Here is a 25,873-nt window from a genome sequence, read left to right on the forward strand (position 1 = left end):
GAGGAAGACAAAAAAACACGCTTATTTTCTTGATCTATCCTTCCTCTCTATATCCCGGAACGCAAGGATAGAATTATTAAACTCTCACTCTTTGCGGCACTGCTGTTGCTACCGTTGCTGTCTTTCGCCAGTCAGGCCAAAGCATGGACAGGGTGCTTTACTGTTGAGTTTGAACAGAATACGGGGTTTAAAAAACAAAAATTTTCTATAAAACCTGACCGGCCCACATTGTCGGCATTGCCGGGCAACCCGTCAGACGTCACTGCCACACGCGGCTATGGAGGATCGTATACACGGCCTGATAAAAAACAACACAATTCGAGTGGTTACCGGGTAAAAACAACCATCGTTGCGTCAATTTCGTGGCACTGGCTTTACACCACGAATCTGCTGGTTGCTTACGAGCTGATCCTGACAACCAAAACTTCCCCACTGAGCTCCAGCAATTATTCTTGGGTACCTGTAGAGGTGGTTGTTGCTGTCGGCTGGCTTTTGAAAAGTTACTGGAACCTCGATTCAGCCCTGTTTAACCCGTTGGAACAACTCAGTCTGAGCGAACAACAAGAGACGACATCTTTGTTGAAACAGCAGGACCATCCGTTTGCGTCCATCATCACTGTCTACGGCTCTGGATATACCCCACCGCAATATCAGCCTCCAGAGTCATCCGGCCAGCAACCCCCACAAACCACTCCTCTGCCTATAGGCTCTCTCACTAATCCGCTATATTCTGGCACTGGCGACGGTAACGGGGATCCTGAACAAATCCTGCATACTTTAGGTTTAAATTGTTTCGTCTACCCCTGTCATGGCATTTGTCAATTCCGATCATCACCCGAAAACAGAGGGGCCAATAAGTGGCCACTCAATGATGATGCGCCAATGTCAGGACATTTGCCTATCTCCTCTGATGACTGGGCTATGGTTAGAGGGTTACTCAATCTACGTGGTCATAGTCTTCCTGAAGAAACCGGTATTTCCTGTATACCTATCCCTTCAACAGAGACTTCGGTAGCACAACCAACAAGACAATCATTCCAATCGGGGCAAAGTCCACCTCATCTTTCCCAGACAGGCAAATTACAAGCTTCGGAAACGCTTGAATTAGCTGGAACTTCACCTTCGGGTTGTTTTCCTTTTAAAGGAGATACCCACTGCCGACGAGCCCTGACGAATCACAAAAGTAAACGGCAGGCGGGGGAAAAAACCTGTGACGTGACCATGGGGGATGACCAGCAGCGGCCATGCGGGACAGCCTGCAAGAATGCTCTATACCTCCAGAAGCACAGAAGAAAGGACCACACCGGACTTCAAACCTGTAGCATGGCCATAGTCGGGAAGAATGGCCAGCGGCAACCATGCGCAAAGATCTTCAAGAACGCTCAAGCCCTGTCGGTTCACAAAAGCAAATACCACTCCGGGCAAAAAACCTGTGACGTGGCAGTGCCCGGGGAGGATGGCCAGCAGCAGACATGCGGAAAGATCTGCAGGAATGCTCAAGCGCTGTCGGATCACAAAAGCAGAACCCACACAGGACAAAAAGTCTGTGATTTGACCCTGTTTTTGGGGAATGGTCTTAAGCGGCCGTGCGGAAAAGTCTGCAAGAATACGCTAAGTCTCCTGGAGCACAAAAGAAGCGCCCACGCCAGACAACAAAAACAAACCTGCAGAGTGCTCATCGTCGGGAAGGATGGTCAGCAGCAGCCATGCGGGGCAGTCTGCAAGAATGCCAGACACCTCTTTGAACACAGAAGAAGCGCCCACACCGGACCACAAACCTGTAGCATTACCGTAGTCGGGAATGACGACCAGCAGCGACCATGCGGAAGAGTTTACAAAAATGCCAAAGCCCTGTCCGATCACAAAAGCAGAGTTCACAGCGGGCGAAAAACCTGCAACGTGACCATAGTCGGGGAGGATGGTCATCAGCAACCATGCGGGAGAGTCTGCAAGAGTGCTGTATGCCTCATGGAACACAGAAGAAGTGCCCACACCGGACTGCAAACCTGTAGCATGATCATAGTCGAGGAGGATGGCCAGCAGCGACCATGCGGAACTATTTGCAAAAGTGCCAAAGCCCTGTCGGATCACAAAAACAGAATCCATAGTGGACAACGAACCTGTGACCTGATCATAGTCGGTAATGATGGCCAGCAGCGACCGTGCGGAAGTGTTTGCAATAGTGTCAAAGCCCTGTCGGATCACAAAAGCAAAATCCATAGTGGACAACAAATCTGTGACGTGATCATAGTCGGTAATGATGGCCAACTGCGACCATGCGGGAGTGTCTGCAAAGGTGTCAAAGTGCTGTCGAATCACAAAAACAGAGTCCATACCGGACAACAAACCTGTGACGTGATTGCGGTCGGGAAGAATGGCCAGCAGCAGCCATGCGGAAAATTATACAAGAATCTTGGCAGCCTGCAGGATCACAAAAGAAGAAAGCACGGCGGGCAAAAAACCTGTAACCAAAAAGTGGTCGGGGAAAACGGTCAGCAGCGGCTATGTGGAACGGTTTGTCAGAATTTTCAAACCCTGTCAAAACATAAAAGAATACATCGAAAACGCAAGCCTTTTGATGCAGGCCTCGACAATGACCCCAGCCCTTGATCTGATGCCTGCCCTTTCATAAGAAAGACGTAAAAAGAGACTTATTTACTTGATCTATTCTTCGTATGCCAGAAAACAAGGATAGAACCATTAAACGCTCACTCTTTGTGGCAGCACCGTTGTTACTACTTTTGTTCTCTGTCGTCTGTCATGCAGAACAATGGACGGGGCATTTTACTGTCAAGTTTGAACAGAGTCATGGTTTTCAAAAACAAAACTTTTCTCCGGACAACAGACCTGTGACATAGGCGTGGTCGGGGGAGATGGTCGGCAGCGGCTCAACGCCAATGTGCTTATTGCCAACACTTTCAGCCTCGGACTTATCAACCTGATGATGCACAAAACTCCAAAACACAAACCTGCCGATATTGACCAGAATAATGACCTCAGTCATCAAGAAGGTAAAATGAATAAGTAAAGATCTGACTCCAGTCCATTCATAATGATTTTGCCCTTTACGGCCTTTAATTTCTGACAGAAAGTTTTGATAGCAAAACACGATTATTTTCTTGATCTATCCTTCCTCTCTTTAAACCAGAAAACAAGGATAGAATTATTAAACACTCACTCTTTGTTGTACTGCTCTTACAGCCACTTTTGTCATCTGTCGTCTGTCAGGCGGAATTATTGACAAGAAATTTCATAATTGAGCTTGAACAAAATGCCGACTCTCCAAAAGAGAACTTCACTATAAAGCCTGACCTGAATACATTGCCGGGTTGCCATTCAGACATTGCTGAAACAAACGGCTATGAGAGATCAGACACGCAGCCTGATAACAAACTAGACATAACCTGCGGTTACTACGTTAAAACGAACCTCATTAAGTCAATTTCACGGCAATGGCTTTATATCACGACTCTACTGATTGCCTACGAACTGAGCCTTACCACCAAAGACATTCCCCTGAACTCCAACCCTTATTCATGGCTACCTGCAGAAGTGGCTGCGGCTGTCGGCTGCCTTTTAAAAAGCTATTGGAACCAGGATTCATTTCTGTTTAACCCGATTGATCAACAGTCGACTTCTATTTTAACGCATGAGAATCGCCCGTTTACGACCGTCACAACAATGTTTGGCTCAGGGTGCAACCCACCACAACAGCCGCCGCCAGAATCATCCGGCCAGCAAGCGCCAGAAGCCACCACTCAGACTATCGGCTATTTCACCCGCCTCCTTTTTTCTGATTCAGACGACGGTGGCGAGGACCCTGAACAACACTCACACACTTTAGCTTTAAATTGTTTTGTTGATCCCTGTCATGGTGTTTGCCAATTCAGAGCAGTTAGCGGAACGGCAGCTGAATGGCCACTTGATGATGCGCAGACGCCCTGGAATGAGTCTGCCTTCTCAGATGATTTCAGCATAATCAATGGGTTAATCAATTTAAGTAACACTGAGCCTCTCGAGGAAACCGGAACTTCTTTCACGCCTGCCCTTTCAACACCGCCAATAGAGACTTCAGAAACACAACAAACAACAGGGTCATCACGATTAGGTCAAAGCCTGAGTCCTCTTGTCCATATACGCCCAAAGCAAGCCACAGTCCACAGCAGGCAACGAGTTTGTAACCTGGCCCTGGTCGGGAAAGATGGCCAGCAGCGGCCATGTGGGAAGGTCTTCAAGAACAGAGATTCACTGTGGTCTCACAAAAGCGGCGTCCACACCGCACAAAAAATCTGTGAAGTCAGAATGATCAGGGAGAATGGTCAGTGGCGGCCATGCGGGAAAATCTGCAGGAATGCTAAAGCCCTGATTAATCACAAACACAATCACCACAACGAGCGGCAAACCTCTGACGTAACCGTGGTCAGGGAGGATGGTCTCCCGCAGCCATGCGGAATACTCTGTAAGAATGCTAGCGCCTTGACCGATCACAAAAAAAGACATCATACCGGGCAAAGAGTCTGTAACCTGACCTTAGTCGCAAAGGATGGTCAGCGGCGACCATGTGGGGCGTTCTGCAAAAGTGCTCAAGCCCTGTCGGATCATAAAAGAAGACACCACACCGGGCCAAAAACCTGTGACATAAACATAACTGGTGAAAATGGCCAGCAGCGGCCATGCGGGAAGGTTTGCAAGAATGTTAAAGCCCTGTCATCTCACAAATTCAGAGAGCATAACAGTCGACAAACCTGCGACGTTCCAGTAGTTGGTAAGGATGGTCTGAAACGATCATGCGGAACGGTCTGTCAGAATGCTCAAACCCTTGCGGAGCATAAAAGAGTACATCAAAAACGCAAACCTGTTGATGCAGGCCGGGACAATGACTGCCCCCCTTGATCTGACACCTGTCCTTTCATAAGAAAGACACAAAAACACGCTTATTTTCTTGATCTATCCTTGCTCTCTGTATACCAGAAAGCAAGGATAGAATTATTAAACACTCACTCTTTGCGGCACTGCTGCTGCCGATAATTTCGTTATCCGTCTTCTGTCAGGCCGAAGTGTTGACAAGAAGTTTAATAGTCGAGCTTGAACAGAATGCAGGTTCTCCAAAACATTCCTTCTCAATAGATCGTGACCCGGATACATTTTCAGGCGATACATTGTCAGATACATCGTCAGGCCATCCATCAGACATTACTGACACAAACGGCAACTCAGGACCATGCTCACAGTCTGATAACAAACCACACAGGTCCGGTTATTACGAGGCAAAAACAACCATCATCAAGTCTGTCTCATGGCAATTGCTTTACGCCGCGAACCTGCTGCTTGCTTACGAACTGATCCTGACCAACAGAAAAGCTAACCCAGACTTAAATTCTGATTCATGGCTGCCTGTAGAAGTATTGTTTGCTGCCGACTCGCTTTTAAGAAGCTATTGGAACCAGGATTCACTGCCGTTTAATCCGATTGAACAACAGGCAAAGTCTATGTTGACACATGGAAACCACCCGTTTGTGACCATCACGACAATGCTTGACTCTGGACATAACTCACCAGAATACCCACCGCCAGACTCTTCCGCCCAGCATGCTCCGCAAGCTACCACCCAGACTGTAGTTTATTTCACTTATCTCTTGCATTCTGACTCTGGTGACGGTGACGAAGCGCCTGAACAACACTCACACACTTTAGGTTTAAATTGTTTCGTCGATCCCTGTCAGGGCGTTTGTCGATTCCGTGTATCATCCGATAACAGAGAGCCGACTCAATCGTTACCTGGTCATGTGCGAATGCCAGGGAATGCGTCTGTCACTTCTGATGATTTGGTTATAATCAGCGGGCTACTCAATCTGCGTAATCGTAGTCCTCTCGGAGAAACCGGAATTCCCTTTACACTTAGCCATTTCACCCCCCCAATCAGGACTTCAGAAATACTACCAACAGCAACGGCATCAACCCAATTGGATCAAAGCCCACCTTATCTTTCCAGGACAGGCACAAACCGGGCAACAGTCCACAGCGGGCAACAATCCTGTAAGGTGACCCTGATCGGGGAAGATGGCCAACATCGACCATGTGGGAAGACCTGCAAGAATGCTCACGCCCTGTCGGTTCACAAAAGCAGATACCACACCGGGCAAAAAACCTGTACCGTGATAGTGATCAAAGAGGATGGTCAGGAGCAGCTATGCGGGACAGTCTGTAAGCATGGAAAAGCCTTGTCAGAGCACAAAAAACGAGATCACACCGGCCAACAAATCTGTGATGCAACTGTGATGTGGAAAGATGGCCAGCTGCAGCCATGCGGGGCTGTCTGCAAGAATGCGAAAAGCCTGTCGAATCACATAAGAAGGTACCACACCAGACAACAAACCTGTGACATAACAGTGGTCGGAGTAAATGGCCTGCAGCGGCCATGCGGAAGGTTCTGCAAAAATGCACAAGCTCTGTCGGTTCACAAAAGCAGAGTCCACACCGGGCAACGAATCTGCGCCCAGACAGTCATCGAAAAGGATGGCCAGCAGCGGTTATGCGGGGCTCTCTGCAAGAACGCTCAGGCCCTGTCGGATCACAGAAGCAGATACCATAGCAGACAGCGAGCCTGTGACGTAAACCTGATCGGTGACGACGGTCAACAGCAGCCATGCGGGAAGGTTTGCAAGAATACAAAAGCCCTGTCATCTCACAAAAACAGAGAGCACAGCGGGCAAAAAACCTGCAACGTATCCGTGCTAGCGGAGGATGGCCAGCCAAAGCCATGCGGGAAGGTCTGCAAAAATTCTCCAGACCTGTCGAATCACAAAAGAATACATCGAAAACGCAAACCTGATGATGTGAACCAGAAAGATGACCTCAGCCTTCAGTCAGATAAACTGAAATAAGTAGCTACGCTTATATGAGCTTTCAAGAAGTTTTGCCCAGTGCAGCCTTTGATTTTTAACAGAAAAACACACTTATTTTCCTGTTCTATCCTTCCTCTCTGAATACCAGTATGCAAGGATAGAATTATTAAACACTTAATCTATGCTACATCGCTTTTGCTGCTACCGTCATTGTCTGTCACCTGTCGGGCTGAACCTTTGACCAGTCATTTTGTTGTTGAGCTTGCACAGGATGCTGGTTCTCCAAAACAGAACTTTGCTATAAAGCCCGGGTGGCATACATTTTCGGAAGACCCGTCAAACATTACCGACACAGACGGCTATACAGAGCCTGACCTGCCACCCTATGACAAACGACACAGACTTATTACATACGGAGTAAAGACGACCGATACTGAGTCGATTTCGTGGCAATGGCTTTACGCCACAAACCTGATGATTGCTTACGAACTGATCCTGAATACCAGAGACCCTTCCCTGTACTTCCCCCTTTATTCATGGCTATCTGTGGAAATGACTATCGCTGCTGGTTGGTTTTTAAAAAGCTATTGGAACCTCAAATCGCCTCTGTTTAACCCGAACGGACAGATTACGGCATCTATTTTGACACAGGGCGATCACCCATTTGCGATCACCACTATGACGCCTGGCGCTGGACATTACCAACAGCAAGGCCAACCAACAGAAACATCCGACCAGCAAGCCCCAAAAACCACCGCCTATTTTACAAGCTCTTTCATTCAGTCTCTGTATTTTGGCTCTGCCGATGGTTACCGTGATCCTCGACAACACTCACATACTTTGGGTTTAAATTGTTTCATCCATCCCTGTCATGGCGTTTGTAGATTACGACCATCACCCGATAATACACATTCAATGATTGCAGAGGCAGCAATTACTAATCCTTCTGGGCCAATCAGTGATGATGCACCAACGCTCCAGGGTTCGACTGTCACCGCTGATGATTGGGTTATAATCAAAGGGTTACTCAGTCTGGGTGGTCACAGTCTTCCAGAACAAGCCGGTATTTCCTTTACGCCTTTCCATTCCAACCCCTCAATGGGAACGTCAGAAACACAAGAAACAAAAACAGAACCATCCCGACCGGCCTCAGGCACAACTCATCTTTCCCGGATAACCTCAATAAAAGCGACAGACCAGAGTGTGCAACCAACCTGTGAAATGACCCTTGTCGGGGAAGATGACCTGGAAAGGCGATGCGGAAAGGTTTGCAACAGTGCCAGAACCCTGTCGGATCACAGAAGAAAAAACCACACAGGGCCACAAACCTGTGAGGTAAGCGTAGTCGAGGGTCATGGCCAGCTGCGACCATGCGGGAAAGTTTGCAGGAGTGCCAAAGCCCTGTCGGCTCACAAAAGCAGAAACCATACCGAGCAAAAAGCCTGTGATGTGTTAGTGTTCAGGAAGAATGGCCGGCTACAGCCATGCGGAAGGGTCTGCAGAAATGCTGGTGCCCTGTCGGATCACAAAAGCGGACACCACTCCGGGCAAAGAACCTGTGACGTGCAAGTAGTCGGGGAGGATGGACTGTCGCAGCCGTGCAGTAGGATCTGCAAGAGTACTAAAATCCTGTCGGATCACAAAAGAAGATACCACTCCGGGCAACAAGCCTGTGACCTGAAAGTGGTCGGGGAGAATGGTCAACTAAGGGCATGCGGAAAGGTCTGCAATAGTTCACATGCCTTGACGGAACACAAAAGGAGACATCGAAGGCGAAAGCATGTTGATGCGGATCAGGACAATAACTTCACTCATGATCTGACACCCAGCCTTCCACAAAATTAATCAGGAGCAATCTTTAGCTTTAAATATTGGTTCTTTTTCAAAAGATTTTAGACAGAAAAACACGCTTATTCGTGCGAGACGCTCTGCAAGACTGCTATCTGTCGAATCACACAAGAATACATCAAAAGCGAAAACCTGTTGATGTCGACCTTGACGGCGACCTCATCCACTAATCGGTCGGCCACACCGTTGCATGACCTGATCTATCCTTGTCTTTCTGTAGACCGAATACAAGGATAGAATGATTAAACTCTCACTCTTCGCGGCACTGCTATTAATGCTAGTGTCGTTGTCTGTTATCGGTCAGACCGAATCGACAAGTCGTTTTATTGTTGAGCTTGAACAGAATGCAGACGCTCCAATAAAGAACTTTACTATAAATATCCACCGTCGTGCATCACCGTGCAACCCGTCAAATATTGCCGACACAAAAGGCTATTCAGGATCAGATCTGCCACCTGAAAAAAAATGCCGCAAGCCTGACGCTATTCGAGTAAAAAAAAACATCACTGAGATGATTTCATGGCAACTGATTTACGCCACAAATCTGCTGGTTGCTTACGAACTTATCCTGACCACCAAAGGCCCACCTCTGAATTCCAACCCTTACGCATGGCTACCGTTAGAAGTGGTTGTCAGTTGGCTTTTGAAAAGCTACTGGAATCCCGATTCATGGCTGTTTAACCCGATTGAACAACAGGCGAGTCAGGGACTCCCGTTTGCGTCCATCACTATAATGTCTGGTCCTGGACAAAACCAGGAACAATATTCGCCATCAAAATCCTCTTGCCAGCAAGCTCCGCCGACAACCACTCCCCATACAGCCTCTTTCGCGCCCTCGCTCAATACAGACTATGCCGACGGCAACGGAGATCCTCAGCAACCCTCACACAGTTTGGATTTAAATTGTTACGTTTATCCCTGTAATGGCGTTTGTCGATTCCGATCATCATCCGATAGCACCGAGCCCCCTCTGTGGACAATGGATTGCGAAGAAAACTCATGCCCCCACTTGGCCAATGGGCACTGCCTGAGCTGTATAGGTCATCTGGATCCTCTACACATTACAGACTTCCAGAAAAGCTCACCTTTCAAAACACCGAATGATCTTTCAAAGACTGAACCCTCATACAATTACGACCCACAACCCGTTGGCATTGATAGCAACTCTGACGGGGTCGCCATAGACGGGGGCGCCTGTACATCTAACGCCATCGTGCAAGTCAACTATGACGCACCAATACCGGAAGAACGGACTACAACCGATAATAATTCTGCGCTTCACGGCTCACTCGATATGCAGAGCCATCCCGGAGAAGATAAGATTATATTTACACTTGCCCATTCAGAAACACAAACAACAACCACTGAATCATTCAAATGGGATCAGTACCAACCTCATCACATACAGACAGCGGCAATACAACCTGAATACTGCAACAGGCAAAAAACCTGTGATGCGATTGTGGTCGGGAAGGATCACAAAGAGCGGCCATGCGGAATTATCTGCAAGGATACTCAAGCCCTGCGAAATCACAAAAGAAAAAAACACAGCGGACAACAAACCTGTGACCTGATCGTGGTCGGAGAGGATGGCCAACCGCGGCCATGCGGAAGGCTCTTCCAGAATATTCAATCCCTGGCAACACACAAAAGCGGCCAGCACTCAGGACAAAAAACCTGTAAAGTGATCGTGGTTGGGGAGGATGGCCTGCAGCGACCATGCGGAGCGGTCTGGAAGAATGCTAATTCCCTGACGAATCACAAAACCAGAGTCCACAGCGGGCAACGAGTCTGTACCGTAAACGTAATTGGGGAGGATGGCCAGCTGCGTCCATGTGGAGCAGTCTGCAAGAGCACTAAAGCCCGCTCGGATCACAAAAGAACCGTCCACAGCAGTCAACAAACCTGTAACATGACCGTTTTAGGGCAGGATGGCCAGGAGCGGCCATGTGGGATGGTCACGATGAATCTACAAGCCCTGACGACTCATAGAAGTTACTACCACACCGCGAAAAAAATCTGTGACGTGATCCTGATCGGGAAGGATGACCAGCCGCAGCCATGCGGGATGATCTGCACAAATTCTCGAGCCCTGTGGAGTCACAAAAGAAGATACCACACCAGGCAACAAACCTGCGATGTGAACGTGACCGGGGAAGATGGCCTGGCGCGATCATGCGGGATGATCTGCGAAAACCCTCAAGCCCTGTTGATTCACAAAAAAAAACATCGAAAACGCAAGCCTGTTAATGTGGAACAGGACGATGACTCAGCCCACAAAAAAAGAAAACCGTACAACTAATGATCCGGTCTGATATTCTTCCATTCATAAGGTTTTGCCCGGTGCAAGCTTTGGTTTTTAGCAGAAGATTTTTAACAGCCTGTGACGCAATAATAATCAAAGAAGGTAGCCAAGAGCGGGTATGCGGGAATATCTTCAAAAATGCCAGATCCCTGTCAGATCACAAAAGAAAAATCCATGATGGACAACAAATATGTGGCGTGACTGTGGTCGGGGAGAATGGCCAGCAGAGGCCATGCGGGACAATTAGCAAAAATTCTAACGCTCTGTCAAATCACAAAAGAAGAGCCCATACCAGACAAGGAACCTGCGACGTCAAAGTGATCGAAAAAAATGGCAAACTGCGGTTATGCGGGAAGATTTGCATAAATGCTCAATATCTCTCGATTCACAAAAGCAAAGCCCACAGCGGCCAAAGAACCTGTGACGCGACTCTGATCGGAGAGGATGGCCAACTGCAACCATGCGGGGTGATATGCAAGAATGCCGGAGCTCTGTCATCTCACAAAAGTGGGCATCACAGCGGAAAAAAAACCTGTGACGCGACAGTGGTCGGGAAAGATGGCCAACAAAGGCCATGCGGGAAGATCTGTAAGAACGCTTATGCCTTCTCCAGGCACAAAGGAAGACATCAAAAGCGCAAGCCCGTCAATGTGGACGAGAGTGATGATCTCAGCCTTCAAAAAATAAAGTGAATAAGTAATGATACTTTCATATATCCGTCCTTTCATGAGGTTTTTGCCATTGTAACCTTTGGCTTTTAGCACAGAAACACGCTTTCTTTATTGATTTAACCTTCCTCTCTGTAAACCAGAATGCAAGGATAGAATTATTAAACGATCACTCTCTGAGGCACCGCTGTTACTTCTACTATTGATATCTGTCGTCTGTCTGGCAGAACCGTGGACAGAAGGTTTTACTGTGGAGTTTGAAAAGAATGCAGGCTACCCAAGCCATAGCTTTTCTATAAAGCACGAACCGAATACATTACCGGGCACCGCATCAGATATTGTCGACACAGACGGCTACGCAGGATCAGATGAAAAACGACATAGACATTACGGTTACAGAGTCAGAACCACTGCCATTGAGTCGATTTCGTGGCAATGGCTTTATGCGACCAATTTAATGGCTGCTTACGAACTGATCCTTATCACCAAAGGCAATCTTTTGATCTCGAATCCTGATTTATGGCTATCGGTGGAAGTGGTCGCTATCGACTGGCTTCTAAAAAAGTATTGGAACCCCGATTCCTCAGCGTTAAACCCGATTGAACAACAGGTAACACCTATGTTGACACAGGGGGATCTGCCTTTTGCGACCATCACTACGATGTTTGGCTCTGGCGACAATCAAAAACTGCACCCGCCATCAAAATCATCCGGCCGTCGAGCCCATGCAGCAATCACCCAATTTACAAGCTCTTTCTGCAACCCACTGTATTCTCGCTCTGGCGACGGTAACGAAGGCCCTCATCACCACTCACACACTTTGAGTTTAAATTGTTTCGTCCATCCTTGTCGTGGCATTTGTAGATTCCGACCCTCACCCGATAACACAGAGCCACCTGAATGGCTGCTGAATACCTTGGAATGTTCAATGGGTCACAAACAGGCAACACCCACGCAAAGCTCATGCCCTCATTTGGCTGATGGACACTGTTTCAGTTGCATAGATCATCTTGATTCTGGTCAACTATTTGAGCTAAAGGTGCATGACAGTTATCGCCATCCAGCTAATAGCAGCAACCCTGCAGACGGGGTCGCCTCAGGCCAAATGAGTCCATGGGCAACTCATACAGCTGACGCTACCGGACCACCCAATCATGATGGATCAATAACCAGGAATAGCTATCTTCCTTTCGCAAGAACGATACATCGTCAAAAATCCCTCTCAGATCATCAACGAATCTGTGGCGTCAAATTGGTCTCAGAGGATGGCTTGCAGCGACCATGCGGGACAGTCTGCAAGAATGCTCAAGCCCTGACGGATCACAAAAGAAGAGACCATAGCGGGCAACAATCCTGTGGTCTGCCAGTAGTCGGGATGGATGGCCTGCAGCGGACATGCGGGAAAATCTGCAAAAATATTCAGGCTCTGATGTCTCACAAAAGAGCTGCCCACACAGGACCACAAATCTGTAACTTACCCGTGACAGAGAAGGATGGTCAGCCACGGCCATGCGGAAAGCTCTGCAAGAATTCTGAAGCCTTGTCGGATCACAAAAGCAGATACCACTCCAGGCAACAAACCTGTTATGTAACCATGACCGGGGAGGATGGTCAGCAACGATTATGCGGAAAAGTCTGCAAGAATGCTCGGGTCCTGTCTTCTCACAAAAGCAGATACCACTCCGGGCAACAAACCTGCGGATTGACACTGGTCGGGGAAGATGGCCAGCAGCGTTCATGTGGCGCAGTCTGCAAGAATGCTCAAGCCCTGTCGCAACACAAAAGAAGAGAACATATCGGGGAACAAACCTGCACTCTGTCAATAATCGGGAAAGACGGACTGCAGCGACCATGCGGGAAAATCTGCAAGAGTCCTCTGAGCCTGGCGTCTCACAGAAGAATCTTCCACACCGGTCAAAAAACCTGTGACGTAAACGTGATCGGAGGAGATGGCCTGCCAGGACCATGCGGGAAAATCTGCAAGAATGCTCAAGCCCTGTCGGATCACAAAAACAGAGCCCACACTAAACAAAAAATCTGTGAAGTAACAATGATTGGGGAGGATGGCCAGCAACGACCATGCTTAAGGGTCTGCATGAATTCTAAAGCCCTGTCTTACCACAAAAGCAGATGCCACTCCGAGCAAAAAATCTGTTACTTAAAAATGACCGGAAAAGATGGCCAACAACAACCATGCGGAAAGATCTGCAAGAATTCCCGAGTCCTGTCAGATCACAAAAACAGATACCACACCGGGCAGCAAACCTGTAAACAGACAGTGGTCACAGAGGATGGCCAGCAGCAACCATGCGGAAAGATCTGCGATAATATACGGGCTTTATCGACTCACAGAAGAATTGCTCACACGGGTCAAAAAAAATGTGACGTAATCGTGGTCGGTAAGGATGGTCAGCCACAGCCATGCGGAAAGATCTGCCGGAATGCCCAGGCTCTCACGGCTCATAAAAGAAGACATCGAAAAAGCAAGCATATTGATTCAGAGCAGAACGATGGCCCCGGTCTTCAAAAAAGCAAAGTGAATAAGTAATGATATGTTCTGATATCCGTCCTCTGTTAAAAGAATAACACGCTTATTTTATTGATCTATCCCGCTCTCTTTAAACCTGACTGTAAGGACAGAATCATTAGACGCTCACTCTCTTCGGTATCAGTGTTACTTCTACTTTTGCTGTCTCTCGACTGTCAGGCAGAACTGTGGACAGAACATTTTACTGCTGAGTTTGAAAAGATTGCAGGCTACTCGAATCATGGTTTTTCTATAAAATGCGAACTGAATTCATTGCCGGACAACCCTTCAGATATTGCCGATACAGACAGCTATGCAGGATCAGATGAAAAACGACACAGACCTTATGGTCACAGAGTTAAAACGACCATTAGTGAGTCGATTTCGTGGCAATGGCTTTATTTCACGAACCTGCTGGTTGCTTACCAACTGACCCTGATTATCAAAGACAATCCTCTAAACTCCAGCCCTGATTCATGGCTTCCGGTAGAGGCGGTTGTTGCTGTCGGCTGGCTTTTAAAAAGCTATTGGAACCCCGCTTCCTTCCTCTTCCTGTTTAACCCAATTGAACAACAGGCAGCATCGGTATTGAAACAAGAAAATTTTACGTTTGCGATCATCACTGCGATGTTTGGCTCTGGAGACAATCCACAACAGTACCCGCCATCAGAATCATCCGGCCAGCAAGTCCCGGCAGCGAGCCCCCATATTACGGGCTATTTCACTAACCAGCTGTACCCTGGCTCTGGCGACGGCAACCGAGGCCCTCAACAAAACTCCCATACTTTAGGTTTAAATTGTTTCGTCTATCCCTGTCATGGCGCTTGCAGACTCCGAACAACACCGTGTAGCACAGTGCAAGCTGAATGGCTGCTAAATACTATGGAAAGTTCAACAGGTCAGACTGAAGCAACACCCGGGCAAAGCTCATGCCTCCATTTGGCTAGCGGATACTGCTTCAGTTGCATAGATCATTCTAATTCTGGTCAACTATTTGACCTACAGACGCATGAGGTTAATGGTAATCCAGCTAATGGCGACAACCCTTTAGAAAGAGTCGCCATAGAAGAAGTCGTCATACAAGGGACCGCCCCGGGCTCACTGAATGCAATGGCAGCTCACGTAGCTGAAGCTACCGGACCACTCAACTATGTTGAATCATTGCCCGGGTATGGTTTTTTTCCTCCCATAGGAATGCCTCCCTCTGGAACTGCACATTTCCAACACTCCCCGTCAGATAACCAAAAAACCTGTAATGTCAGAGTGATCGCAAGAGATGGCCAGTCATATCCTTGCGGGATAGTCTGCAAAAGTACCCAACATCTCTCAACTCACAAAAACAAGGCCCATACTGAGCAACACATTTGTGACGTCAAAGTGGTCGGAGAGGATGGCCAGCTGAAGCTATGCGGAATGATCTGCGAGAACGTCGCGGCTCTTTGGAATCACAGAGGCAAATACCACAGAGGGCGACAAACCTGTGACATAAAGGAAACCGGCGAGGATGGCCAGAATCGGCGATGCGGGAAGGTTTGCAAGAATGCACAGACCCTGTCGGCTCACAAAAAGAGATGCCACAGCGGGCAAAAAACCTGTGACGTGATAGTGGTCGGGGAAGATGGCCAGCGTCGTCCATGCGGGAAGGTCTGCACGCATATCCAAGCCCTGTCGTATCATAAAAGAAGGGAACACACCGGGCAACAAACCTGTGACGTAACAGTGATTGCGGAAAATGGCCAGCTGCAGCCATGCGGAAAGATTTATATGAATGCTGATAGCCTTTGGCATCACAAAAGAAACATCCACACTGCGCAACAGAAATGTGATATCAAAGTGGATGGAGAATATGGCCAGCCACGGCCATGCGGGAAAATCTGTAAGAATGTTCAAGCCCTCTCGGAACACAAAAGAAGCGCACACACCCGACAAAGAAACTGTGACGTGCCAGTAGCCGGGAAGAACGGTCGGCTGCAACCATGCGGGCAGCTCTGCAAGAGTGCTAAAAAATTAACCGATCACAAAAGAAGAGCTCACACCGGACGACAAATCTGTGAAGTGACTGTGGCCAGGGAGGACGACCAGCTGCGGCCATGCGGAACGGTGTGCAAGAATGTTCAAGCTCTGATTATCCACAAAAGCAGATACCACAGGAAGGAGAAAACCTTCGACCAGGAGCTTGGTCGCAGAGAATGGCCAACCGGTAGCGGGGCTGCACAAAAGTAGCGAAATCCCAGTGCAACTCAACTTTTAACAGAAATTTTTTAAAAGAATAATGTGCTTATTTTCTTGATCTATCCTTCCTCTTCTGTAACCCAGAATGCAAGGACAGATTTATTAAACACTCATGCTTTGTCGCACTGCTACTATCGGTGCCTATCGTCTGTCAGCCCGAAACGTTGACAAGACGCTTTATTGTTGAGCTTCAACAGGATACAGGTTTTCCAGGACAGAACTTTTCTATAACGTCTGCCCGGCATATATTGCCGGATCGCCGGTCAGAGATTGTCGACACCAATGGCTACCCAGGATCAGATTCTCAGCCTGATGATACACGACATATTTCTTACGGTTACAGAGTTAAAACGACCATTATCGAGACACAAGACACGTCACCACCCCTGACACGGATAGTTCACCTGTTTGCTGCCATCTTTACCATGTTTGGCTCCGAACATCACGCACAACAATATCAGCCATCAGGATCATCGGGGCAGCAAGCCTCACAAACCACTTCCCTCATTACAAATTCTTTCACCCTTCTCCTGAATACTGATTATCGTGACGGTAGCGACTACCCCAAAGGCAATCTGCATACTTTGGGTTTCAATTGTTTCGTCCATCACTGTCGTGGCGTTTGTCAATTCCGACCATCATCCAGTAGCAGAGGGACTGCTGAACCGCTGCTGAATTCTGAAAAAAATTTATCAGGCGACACAGAATTAATACCCGGACAAAGCTCGTGTCCTCATTTGGCCAGTGGATATTGCTTTAGTTGCCTGGTTCAAACTGATCCTTTAAACACTGCAGATATCCAACAAAACTCGCCTTTTGAAACATTGATTCAGCTCCAATACAATTCTGAGCCATTATTTAAGCCAGAGGTTTATAGCATTGACTGTGTCCCGGCCAAACCTATAGATAGGGTCGCCTCAGACTGGATCGCCTCAGACTCAATAGGTGAAGGAAGAGCTTATGAAATAGATCCTGTTGGAAATACAGATAGTGTCGCTAGCATAGACAAAGAGGATTTCCAGCAGCGACCATGCGGAAAGGTCTACAGGAATGTTCACACCCTGTTGGATAACAGAAGCAGAATCCGCAGCGGGCAAAAAAACTGTCACTTAACAATCATCGGGGAGGATGGGCAGCAGAGGCCATGCGGGGCTGTCTGCAAGAATGCTCGGGCATTTTGGGATCACAAAAGTAAAGCCCACTCCAAACAAAAAATCTGTGACGCGACAATCCTCGAAAAGAATGGTCAACTGCGGCCATGCGGGACTGTCTGCAAGAATATTCGAGCCTTTTGGGATCACAAATACAGAATCCACACAGGGCAAAAAACCTGTGACGTAACCGTGACTGCGGGGGATGGCCAGCCGCGACCATGCGGAGCAGTCTGCAAGAATTCTCAAGTTTTGTCGGGTCACAAAAGGAATGTGCATGGCAGTCCAAAAATCTGTGACGTGACAGTGGTTGGGGTGAATGGCCAACCACAGCAATGCGGAAAGACCTACAAGAGTCTCAGCGCCCTGTCGGATCACAAAAGAAAACATCAAAAACGCAAGCTTGTTGATGTCGAGCGGGACAATGCTCCCGGTCCTTGATCTGACACTCCTTTCATCAAGTTCTGCGCTGTGTGCCTCGGGTCTATGGCAGAGTTTTTTTAATCAAGGTCTCTGATCGAAAAACACACTTATTTTCTTGATCTATCCTTCCTCTCTGTAAGCCAAAATGCAGGGATAGAACTATTAAACACCCACTCTTTATGGCAATTCTCTTGCTGTTACTGTCGTTGAATGTCATCTGTCCAGCCAAACCTCTGACAAGACGTTTTACAGTCGAGTTTGAGCAGGATGCAGACTTTCTAAAACAGAGCTTTTCTGTAAAGCATGACCAGCATATATTGCTGAAAAACCCGCCAAACATTGCCGACACAGACGGCTACGCAGGGCCAGATTGGCCTCCTGATATAATACGACAAAAGCCTTTCAATCAAAGACTAAAAACTTTCCTTATAGAGCCGATTTCGTGGCAATTATTTTACGCCACTCATCTGCTGGTTGCTTACGAACTGATCTTGACGACCAAAGTAGTGCCTTTGGGCTCAGGCTTTTATTCATGGATACCTTTAGAAGCGGCTGTCGCTGTCGGCTGGCTTTTAAAATGTTATTGGAACCCCGATTCCCAGCTGTTTAACACGATTGAACAACAGCAGATGAGTCAGGATTACCCATTTATGGCTATCACTCTGATGTTTGGTTCCGGACGTAACCAACGAGGATACCAGCCATCAAAATCATCCAGCCAGCAAGCCCCAACGACAACTACCCGCCTTAAGCACTCTCTTATCAGACTCCAGAATACTAACGGTGGCGACGGTAACGGAAATCCTCAAAAAGAGTTACACACTCTGGGTTTACATTGTTTCGTCCGTCCCTGTAATGGCGTTTGTAGATTCCGATCATCATCCGATAGCAAGGAGCCCGTTGAATGGATGCTGGAAACATTGAATGATTCCCCTGCCATCCAACTCCAATGCGCTTCTGATCAACCCTTTCAGCCGCAGGCACAGCAACCTCAGCATCACGGCACGGATGACAACCCGACAAAGTGCTGCAACCATTCACTCACAATGACCACAGGGGCAGCATATACTGGCCACAGCGGGGCACTTAATGTTCATTTACGAATGCCTCGGAATATGTCCGTCACCGATGATGACTTGATCATAATCAACGGGTTGCTCAATTTACGTGGTCATAGTCTTTCAGAAGCAACAAGGATTTCCTTTACGCTCAACCATTTAACATCTCCAGTGGCGACTTCAGAAACACAACAACCAACAAGACTAACCCAGGCAGATCAAAACCCACCCCACCTTTCCCAAACAGGAGCAGCACAAGCCGAAGACTACAGTGGACTGGAAATCTGTGACGCAACCATAGTAGAGGACGACGGCCAGCAGCGACAATGCGGGAGGATCTTCAAGAGTCTTCACTCCCTGACCGGTCACAGAAGAAGAAACCACGGCGGACAAGAAGTTTGTGATGTAACTCTGTTCTCTGAGGATGGCCAGCAGCCATGCGGGACAGTCTGCAGGAATGCTCAAGCCCTGGCGGATCACAAACTAAGAACCCACACCGGGCAACAAACCTGTGGAGAAACCTTGGTCGCAGAAGATGGCCAGCTGCAAACATGCGGGAGGATCTTCAAAAATGCTAAGGCCCTGTTATCTCATAGAAGCAAATATCATACCGGGCAAAAAACCTGTGACATAACCATGGTCAATGCGAATGGTCAGCAGCAACCATGCGGAAGGGTCTACAAGAATAACCAGGCCCTTTGGGTCCACAAAAACAGGGAACACAGCGTGCAAAAAACCTGTAAAATGCCGGTACTCGGCAAGGATAACCAGCAGCGGCCATGCGGTAAAGTCTACAATAACGCTCAAGCCTTTTCGTCTCACAAAAGCAGAGTGCACAGCGAGCAAAAAACCTGTGATGTGTCCATGACCGGGGAAGATGGTCGACCAAAGTTGTGCGGGGCAGTTTGCAAGAACAATGGATCGCTGATGACTCACAAAAAAAAAGAACACTCCAGGCAAAAAACCTGTGTAGCGAGAGTGATCAAAGAGGATGGAAAGATACGACGATGCGGAAAGGTCTGTGAGAATGCTCAAGTCCTGTCGGATCACAAGGGAATACATCGAAAGCGCAAGCCTGTTAATCCTGAACAGGACGATGTTTTCAAACCCTGACCTGGCAAACACCATTTCATGAGGTTTACCCGATGCAGACTTTGGTCATTAATAACCGTTTTATGACACAACACCATAACAGAAAAACACGCCTGTTTTCTTGATCTATTCTTCCTCTCTGTAAACCAGAATGCAGGGATAGAGTTATTAAACACTCATTCTTTACGGTACTTCTGTTGCTGCTACAGTCGTTTTCTGTCATCGGTCAGGCCAAAACTTTGACGAGACGTCACGTAGTTGAGTTTGAACAGGATGCAAGTTTTCTAAAACAGAACTTTTCTATAAGGCTTGAACAGCCTACATTGTCGGACGATCTTTCAAACATTGCCGACATAAACGGCTATACAGAACAGGATTGGCTATTCGAAATAAAACGACAGAAGCCTTTCTATTTCAGAGTGAAAACTACCTTCACCGGGTCGATTTCGTGGCAATTTCTTTACGCCACTCACCTGCTGGTTGATTGCGAACTGAAACTGAAAACCAGAAGTGCACCTCTGTACTCCAGTCCTTATTCATGGATACCCATTACAGAAGCAGCTATCACTGCCGTTTGGCTTATAAAAAGCTACTGGAACCCAGCCTCAACGCTGTTTAAACCAGTTGTACGACATTCGGCATATATATTAACACAGGTGGATTACCTGTTTGCAACCATCACCATGATGTTTGGCTCCAGACATGACCAACCACAAGACCAGTCATCAAAATCATCCACCCAGACAGCCCCGCAGACAACCAGCCACCGCATACATTCTTTCACCAGCACCCTGAATACTGACTATGGCGACGGTAACAAAGACCCCCTACGGCATTTACACTCTATGGGCTTAAATTGCTACATCTTTCCCTGTTTTGGCGTTTGTCTGTTACGACAATCATCCGATAGCAGAGGTTACGCTGAAAGGTCTCTGAATGACGGTGAAAGTTCTCTGAATTACACAGGAGAAACAGCCGAACGAAACGCACTCCATCATTTGGCAAATAGATACAGATTAAGTTACATGAGCCAACTTGATCCTCTACTCCAGGCCCATGGCATGGGTGGCAACCCGGCCAATAACTGCAACCCTGCAGGTGGGGTCGCCTCAAACTCAATGAGTTCAGAACCTGTCGATACCACTGACGCTGTCGGGCAACTCACCTGTGATGTGGCCGTGGTAAAGAAGGATGGACAGCTGCAGCCATGTGGGACGATCTGCAAGAACTCTCGATCACTGTCATCTCATAAAAGCAGTATCCACAGCGGGCAAAGAACTTGTGAGGTGACCGTAGTCGGAAAGAATGGCCAGCTGCGACCATGTGGGAAAGTCTGCAAAAATAAGCGAGCCCTGTGGGACCACAAAGGCAACCTCCATACCGGGCAAAAGACCTGTGCCATGATAGTGGTCGGAGAGGATAACCAGCCAAGACCCTGCGGGAAAGTCTGCAATAGTGCCAGAAATCTGTCGTATCACAAGAGAGACTCACACTGCGAAAAAAAAATCTGTGACCTGACTGTGGTCGGCAAGAATGGCCAGCTACGGCCATGCGGGAAGATCTGCAAGAATAATCAATATTTGCAGATTCACAAAAAATGCATTCATAGTGGACAACAAACCTGTGACGAAGTTGTGGTCAGCAAAGATGGCAAACCGCAGCCATGCGGTAAAGTCTGCAGGAATGCCAAAACTCTGTTGGTTCACAAAAGAAGCACTCACAGCGGACAACAAACCTGTGACGCAACCGTGATCGGGGAGGATGGTCAACCGCAGCCATGTGGCAAGCTCTGCAAGAGTATACAAGCCCTTTCGGATCACAAAAACAGAAATCACTGCAAGCAAGCAACCTGCAACGTAACCGTGATCGGGGAGAATAACCAGAAGCAACCATGCGGCAAAGTCTGCAAGAATACTCGTGTCCTGTCGTCTCACAAAAGCAGGGTCCACACCGGGCAAAAAACCTGTGGCGAGAGTCTGTTTGGGGAAGGTGGCCTGCCGAAGCCATGTGGAATAGTCTTTCTGAATGCTCAAGCCCTTTCGACACACAAAAGAAAAGAACACAGCGGTCAGCAAATCTGTGACAAAACAGTGATCGGGAAAGATGGCCTGCCGCAGCCATGCGAAAAGATCTGCAAGAATGCTCACGCCCTGTCAAGCCACAAAAGAATACATCGAAAACGTAAGCCTGTTGATATAAACCGGGATGATGACTTCACTCCTCAAGAAGACAGAGCTATTTGCAGCGATTTTTTGACCGGTGATGCCTTGGGTTTTTAACAGAAAATTTTCAAAAGAAAAACACACTTATTTTCTTGATCTATCCTTCCTCTCTGTGTATCTGAACGCGAGGATAGAATTATTAAACACTCACTCTTTTTAGCGAAAATTCGACAGGCCTCGCAGGAGTCACGCCGGGACAAAGCTCATACCCTCTTTCGGCTAACCAATACTGCTATGGTTGCATGAGGTATTTTGAATCTGAAGATGCTCCAGCTTCCCAAGAAAAATCGCTTCTTGAACTATTGAATGGCACAGTAGAATCCCGATCAGGATCTTTAATACACCCCTTACAAGGCAGGCCATTTCGCAGCAACTTTTTGCCCGTTGCAACCTCTGGCTTTCAACAGAAGTTTATTAACAGAAAAACCCCCTTACTTTATTGATCTATCCTTCCTCCCTGTATACCAGAATACAGGGATAGAATTATTAAACACTCACTCTTTTGGGCACCACTGTTGCTACTACTGTCGTTATCCGTCGCCTGTCAGGCTGAACTGATAACAAAACATTTTATTATCGGGCTTGAACAGGATTCAGCTTATACAGGCAAGTGCTTTTCTATAAAACATAACCTGCATGTACTGCCGGGCAAGCTGTCAGACATTGCCGGAACAAAAGGCTATGCAGAATCAGAATTACCGTCTTATAACAAACGACACAGTTCATTCAGTTACGGGTTAAAAAGGACCAACATAGAGTCAATTTCCTTGCAGTTGCTTTACGCCACTTATCTGCTGGTAGCCTTCGAACTCAACCTGACCACCAGAGAAGCCCCTCCGGGTTCTACCCCTTATTCATGGCTACCGATACAAGCGGTTGTCGCCGCCGGTTGGCTTTTAAAAAACTATTGGAGCGACGATTCGCCACTGTTCAGCTCGATTGAGCAACAGGAAGCGAGTCAGAATCACCCTCTTGCGGCCATCACTATGCTGCTTGGCTCTGGACATGACCAATCGCAATACCAGCCATCAAAGTCATCGGGGCAGCAAGCCCCACAACCCATCACAGACACTAAAAACTATTTCACTAATTGCCTGTATTCTGACTCTGGCGGTGGTGACCAGAGCCCTCATCAAGACTCACATAGTTTCGATTTAAATTGTTTCGTCTATCCCTGCAATGGCGTTTGCAGGCTCAGGCCATCACTCGATAGCAGGGTATCCGATGAATCGCCGCTGAATTACAAAAACAGCTTTACAGATCAAGGAGGAGCGACACCCGAACAAAACTCACGCCCTCAATGTACCAATGCTTACTGCCTTGATTGTGTGGGTCATTCTGATTCTGTATACGCTACCAATTGCCAACAAAATCCGCCTGTCGAAACATGGGCTCCCACCCCTGGCATACCACTGCAATGCATTTCTGGCCAACTCCTTCAGCCACAGGCGCACCAGCCAGACTCCCAGGGCATGAGCAGCAACCCGACCGACAGCTGCAACCATGCAAACTCGAGTACAGGGACTACCTATATTGACCATACCGATACACTCAATGATGATGTGTCAATGCATGAGCATTTGCCTATCAACACTGATGATTGGGTGATAGTCAACGCTCTGCTGAATCTGGGCAAGCGCATTCTTCTCGAAAGAAACGAAATTCCATTTACACTTACCCCTCCCCCAATGGGGACTTCAGAAACACAACAAACGACAACAGAATCATACCAATTGGGTCAAAGCCCACCTCGCCATTCCCGGACAGATCAGGCGCAAACTACAGATCACAGCAAACAAAGAACCTGTAACCTGAGCCTAGCTGGGAAAGAAGACCAACAACGGCCATGCGGAGCAATCTGCAAGAATGCCAGAGCCCTCTCGTCTCACAAAAGCAAATACCATACAGGACAAAAAACCTGTCCAGTGACGGTGATTGGTGAGGATGGTCAGCAGCGACCATGCGGATCAGTCTGCAGGAATGCTCGAGCCCTGTCATGTCACAAGAGCAAAATCCACTCCGGGGAACAAGTCTGTGACCTGACCGTGGTCGGGGAGGATGGCCAGCAGCAGCTATGCGGCAGAGTCTGTAAAAACTCTCAAATTTTTTCGGCTCACAAAAGCAGATACCACACCCTAAAAAAGACCTGTCAAGTGACCGTGATTGGTGAGGATGGTCAGCAGCGACCATGCGGATCAGTCTGCAGGAATGCTCGAGCCCTGTCATGTCACAAGAGCAAAATCCACTCCGGTGAACAAGTCTGTGACCTGACCGTGGTCGGGGAGGATGGCCAGCAGCGACCATGCGGATCAGTCTGTAGCAATGCTCGAGCCCTGTCATCTCACAAGAGCAAAATCCACTCCAGGGAACAAGTCTGTGACCTGACCGTGGTCGGGGAGGATGGCCAGCAGCAGCTATGCGGCAGAGTCTGTAAAAACTCTCAAGTTTTTTCGTCTCACAAAAGCAAATACCACAGCGGGCAAAAAACTTGTGATGTGACCGTGTATGGACAGGATGGTCAGCAACGGCCATGCGGGAAGCTCTGCAAACATTCTCGAGCCCTGTCATCTCACAAAAGCAAAAACCACCGCGGGCAACAGATTTGTGACATAACAGTAGTCGAGGAGTATGGTCATCAGCGGCCATGCGGGAAGGTCTGCAAGAGCTCTCAATCCCTTTCAGATCACAAAATCAGACAACACAGCGGGCAACAAGCCTGTGACGTGACCGTGGTCGAGGAAGATGGCCAGCCGCAGCCATGCGGGATAGTCTGCAAGAATGCCAAAGCCCTGTCATATCACAAAAGCAGAAACCACTCTGGGCAGAAAACCTGCGAGGTTTCGGTGGTCAAAGAGGATGGCCAACAGCAACCATGTGGGGCGGTTTGCAAAAGTGCTAAAGCCCTGTCATCTCACAAAATCAAACACCATCTCAAGCAACCAGCCTGTGACGAAACAGTGTTTGGAGAGAATGGCCAGGAGCAACCATGCGGGAAGATCTGCAAAAATCCCAGTGCTCTGTCGGATCATAGAAGAAGACACCATACCGGGCAACAAGTCTGCGACGCAACCGTGGTCGGAGAAGATGGTCAGACGCTGCCATGCGGGCAAGTCTGCAAAAATATCAGATCCCTTTCGGATCACAAAAGCAGAAACCATACCGGACAAAAAACCTGTAGCATAATCATGGTCGGGGGGGATGGTCAGCAGCAACAATGCGGGAAGACCTGCAAGAATGCCAGTGCCCTGTCGGATCACAAAAAAAGGGACCATGCCAGGCAAAAAACCTGTGCAGAGACCACAGTCGGGAAGGACGGTCAGCCGCGCCCATGCGGGAAGGTCTGCAAGAGTGCTCAAGCCTTGTCGGAGCACAAAAGAGTGCATCGAAAACGCAAGCTTGTTAGTTTGGACCAAGGTGTCCCCTGATCTGGCACCTGTCCCTTCATGAGTTTTTTTCCGGTGCAGCTTTGGTTTTTTAACAGAAGGTTTTTAACAGAAAAACA

General features: G+C 48.0%; 13 protein-coding genes. All 13 read left to right on the plus strand.

Annotation, left to right across the window (positions count from 1 at the left end; translation table 11 throughout):
• Positions 1-105 precede the first annotated feature (105 nt).
• The 13 genes from ACO6V5_RS14430 (at position 106) to ACO6V5_RS14490 (ending at position 25,796) form a co-directional block, all read left to right on the plus strand.
• Positions 106-2,610 (plus strand): hypothetical protein, encoded by a 2,505-nt coding sequence (locus ACO6V5_RS14430; RefSeq protein WP_422411044.1) that lies wholly within the window; start codon positions 106-108, stop codon positions 2,608-2,610.
• 250 nt (positions 2,611-2,860) lie between these two features.
• Positions 2,861-3,028 (plus strand): hypothetical protein, encoded by a 168-nt coding sequence (locus ACO6V5_RS14435; RefSeq protein WP_422411042.1) that lies wholly within the window; start codon positions 2,861-2,863, stop codon positions 3,026-3,028.
• A gap of 209 nt (positions 3,029-3,237) precedes the next feature.
• Entirely contained in the window at positions 3,238-4,893 is a 1,656-nt protein-coding gene (locus ACO6V5_RS14440) for a hypothetical protein (protein ID WP_422411040.1), read from the plus strand.
• A 167-nt stretch (positions 4,894-5,060) separates the two neighbouring features.
• Entirely contained in the window at positions 5,061-6,884 is a 1,824-nt protein-coding gene (locus ACO6V5_RS14445; RefSeq protein WP_422411038.1) for a hypothetical protein, read from the plus strand.
• A 198-nt stretch (positions 6,885-7,082) separates the two neighbouring features.
• Positions 7,083-8,690 (plus strand): hypothetical protein, encoded by a 1,608-nt coding sequence (locus ACO6V5_RS14450; RefSeq protein ID WP_422137024.1) that lies wholly within the window; start codon positions 7,083-7,085, stop codon positions 8,688-8,690.
• A 241-nt stretch (positions 8,691-8,931) separates the two neighbouring features.
• On the plus strand, positions 8,932-10,995 hold the full coding sequence (locus ACO6V5_RS14455; RefSeq protein ID WP_422411036.1) for a hypothetical protein: 2,064 nt from the start codon (positions 8,932-8,934) through the stop codon (positions 10,993-10,995).
• A 41-nt stretch (positions 10,996-11,036) separates the two neighbouring features.
• Positions 11,037-11,690: a hypothetical protein gene (locus ACO6V5_RS14460; protein ID WP_422411034.1), complete on the plus strand. Its 654-nt coding sequence runs from the start codon at positions 11,037-11,039 to the stop codon at positions 11,688-11,690.
• 226 nt (positions 11,691-11,916) lie between these two features.
• Positions 11,917-14,214 (plus strand): hypothetical protein, encoded by a 2,298-nt coding sequence (locus tag ACO6V5_RS14465; protein WP_422411032.1) that lies wholly within the window; start codon positions 11,917-11,919, stop codon positions 14,212-14,214.
• A 123-nt stretch (positions 14,215-14,337) separates the two neighbouring features.
• Positions 14,338-16,416: a hypothetical protein gene (locus tag ACO6V5_RS14470; RefSeq protein WP_422411030.1), complete on the plus strand. Its 2,079-nt coding sequence runs from the start codon at positions 14,338-14,340 to the stop codon at positions 16,414-16,416.
• 146 nt (positions 16,417-16,562) lie between these two features.
• Positions 16,563-18,017 (plus strand): hypothetical protein, encoded by a 1,455-nt coding sequence (locus ACO6V5_RS14475; RefSeq protein ID WP_422411028.1) that lies wholly within the window; start codon positions 16,563-16,565, stop codon positions 18,015-18,017.
• A gap of 161 nt (positions 18,018-18,178) precedes the next feature.
• On the plus strand, positions 18,179-20,170 hold the full coding sequence (locus ACO6V5_RS14480; RefSeq protein ID WP_422411026.1) for a hypothetical protein: 1,992 nt from the start codon (positions 18,179-18,181) through the stop codon (positions 20,168-20,170).
• A 218-nt stretch (positions 20,171-20,388) separates the two neighbouring features.
• Positions 20,389-22,428, plus strand: a complete 2,040-nt coding sequence (locus ACO6V5_RS14485; protein WP_422411024.1) for a hypothetical protein — start codon at positions 20,389-20,391, stop codon at positions 22,426-22,428.
• A gap of 458 nt (positions 22,429-22,886) precedes the next feature.
• Positions 22,887-25,796 carry a hypothetical protein gene (locus tag ACO6V5_RS14490; protein ID WP_422442179.1) on the plus strand — a complete coding sequence of 970 codons (2,910 nt, stop codon included), beginning with the start codon at positions 22,887-22,889 and terminating at the stop codon, positions 25,794-25,796.
• Positions 25,797-25,873 lie beyond the last annotated feature (77 nt).

The organism is Endozoicomonas sp. ALD068 (assembly GCF_049310145.1).
Taxonomy (GTDB): Bacteria; Pseudomonadota; Gammaproteobacteria; order Pseudomonadales; family Endozoicomonadaceae; genus Endozoicomonas_A.

Coding starts and splice junctions, on each gene's coding strand:
- ACO6V5_RS14455 (WP_422411036.1), top strand. CDS start 8,932: ATGATTAAACTCTCACTCTTCGCGGCACTGCTATTAATGCTAGTGTCG.
- ACO6V5_RS14480 (WP_422411026.1), top strand. CDS start 18,179: ATGGCAATTCTCTTGCTGTTACTGTCGTTGAATGTCATCTGTCCAGCC.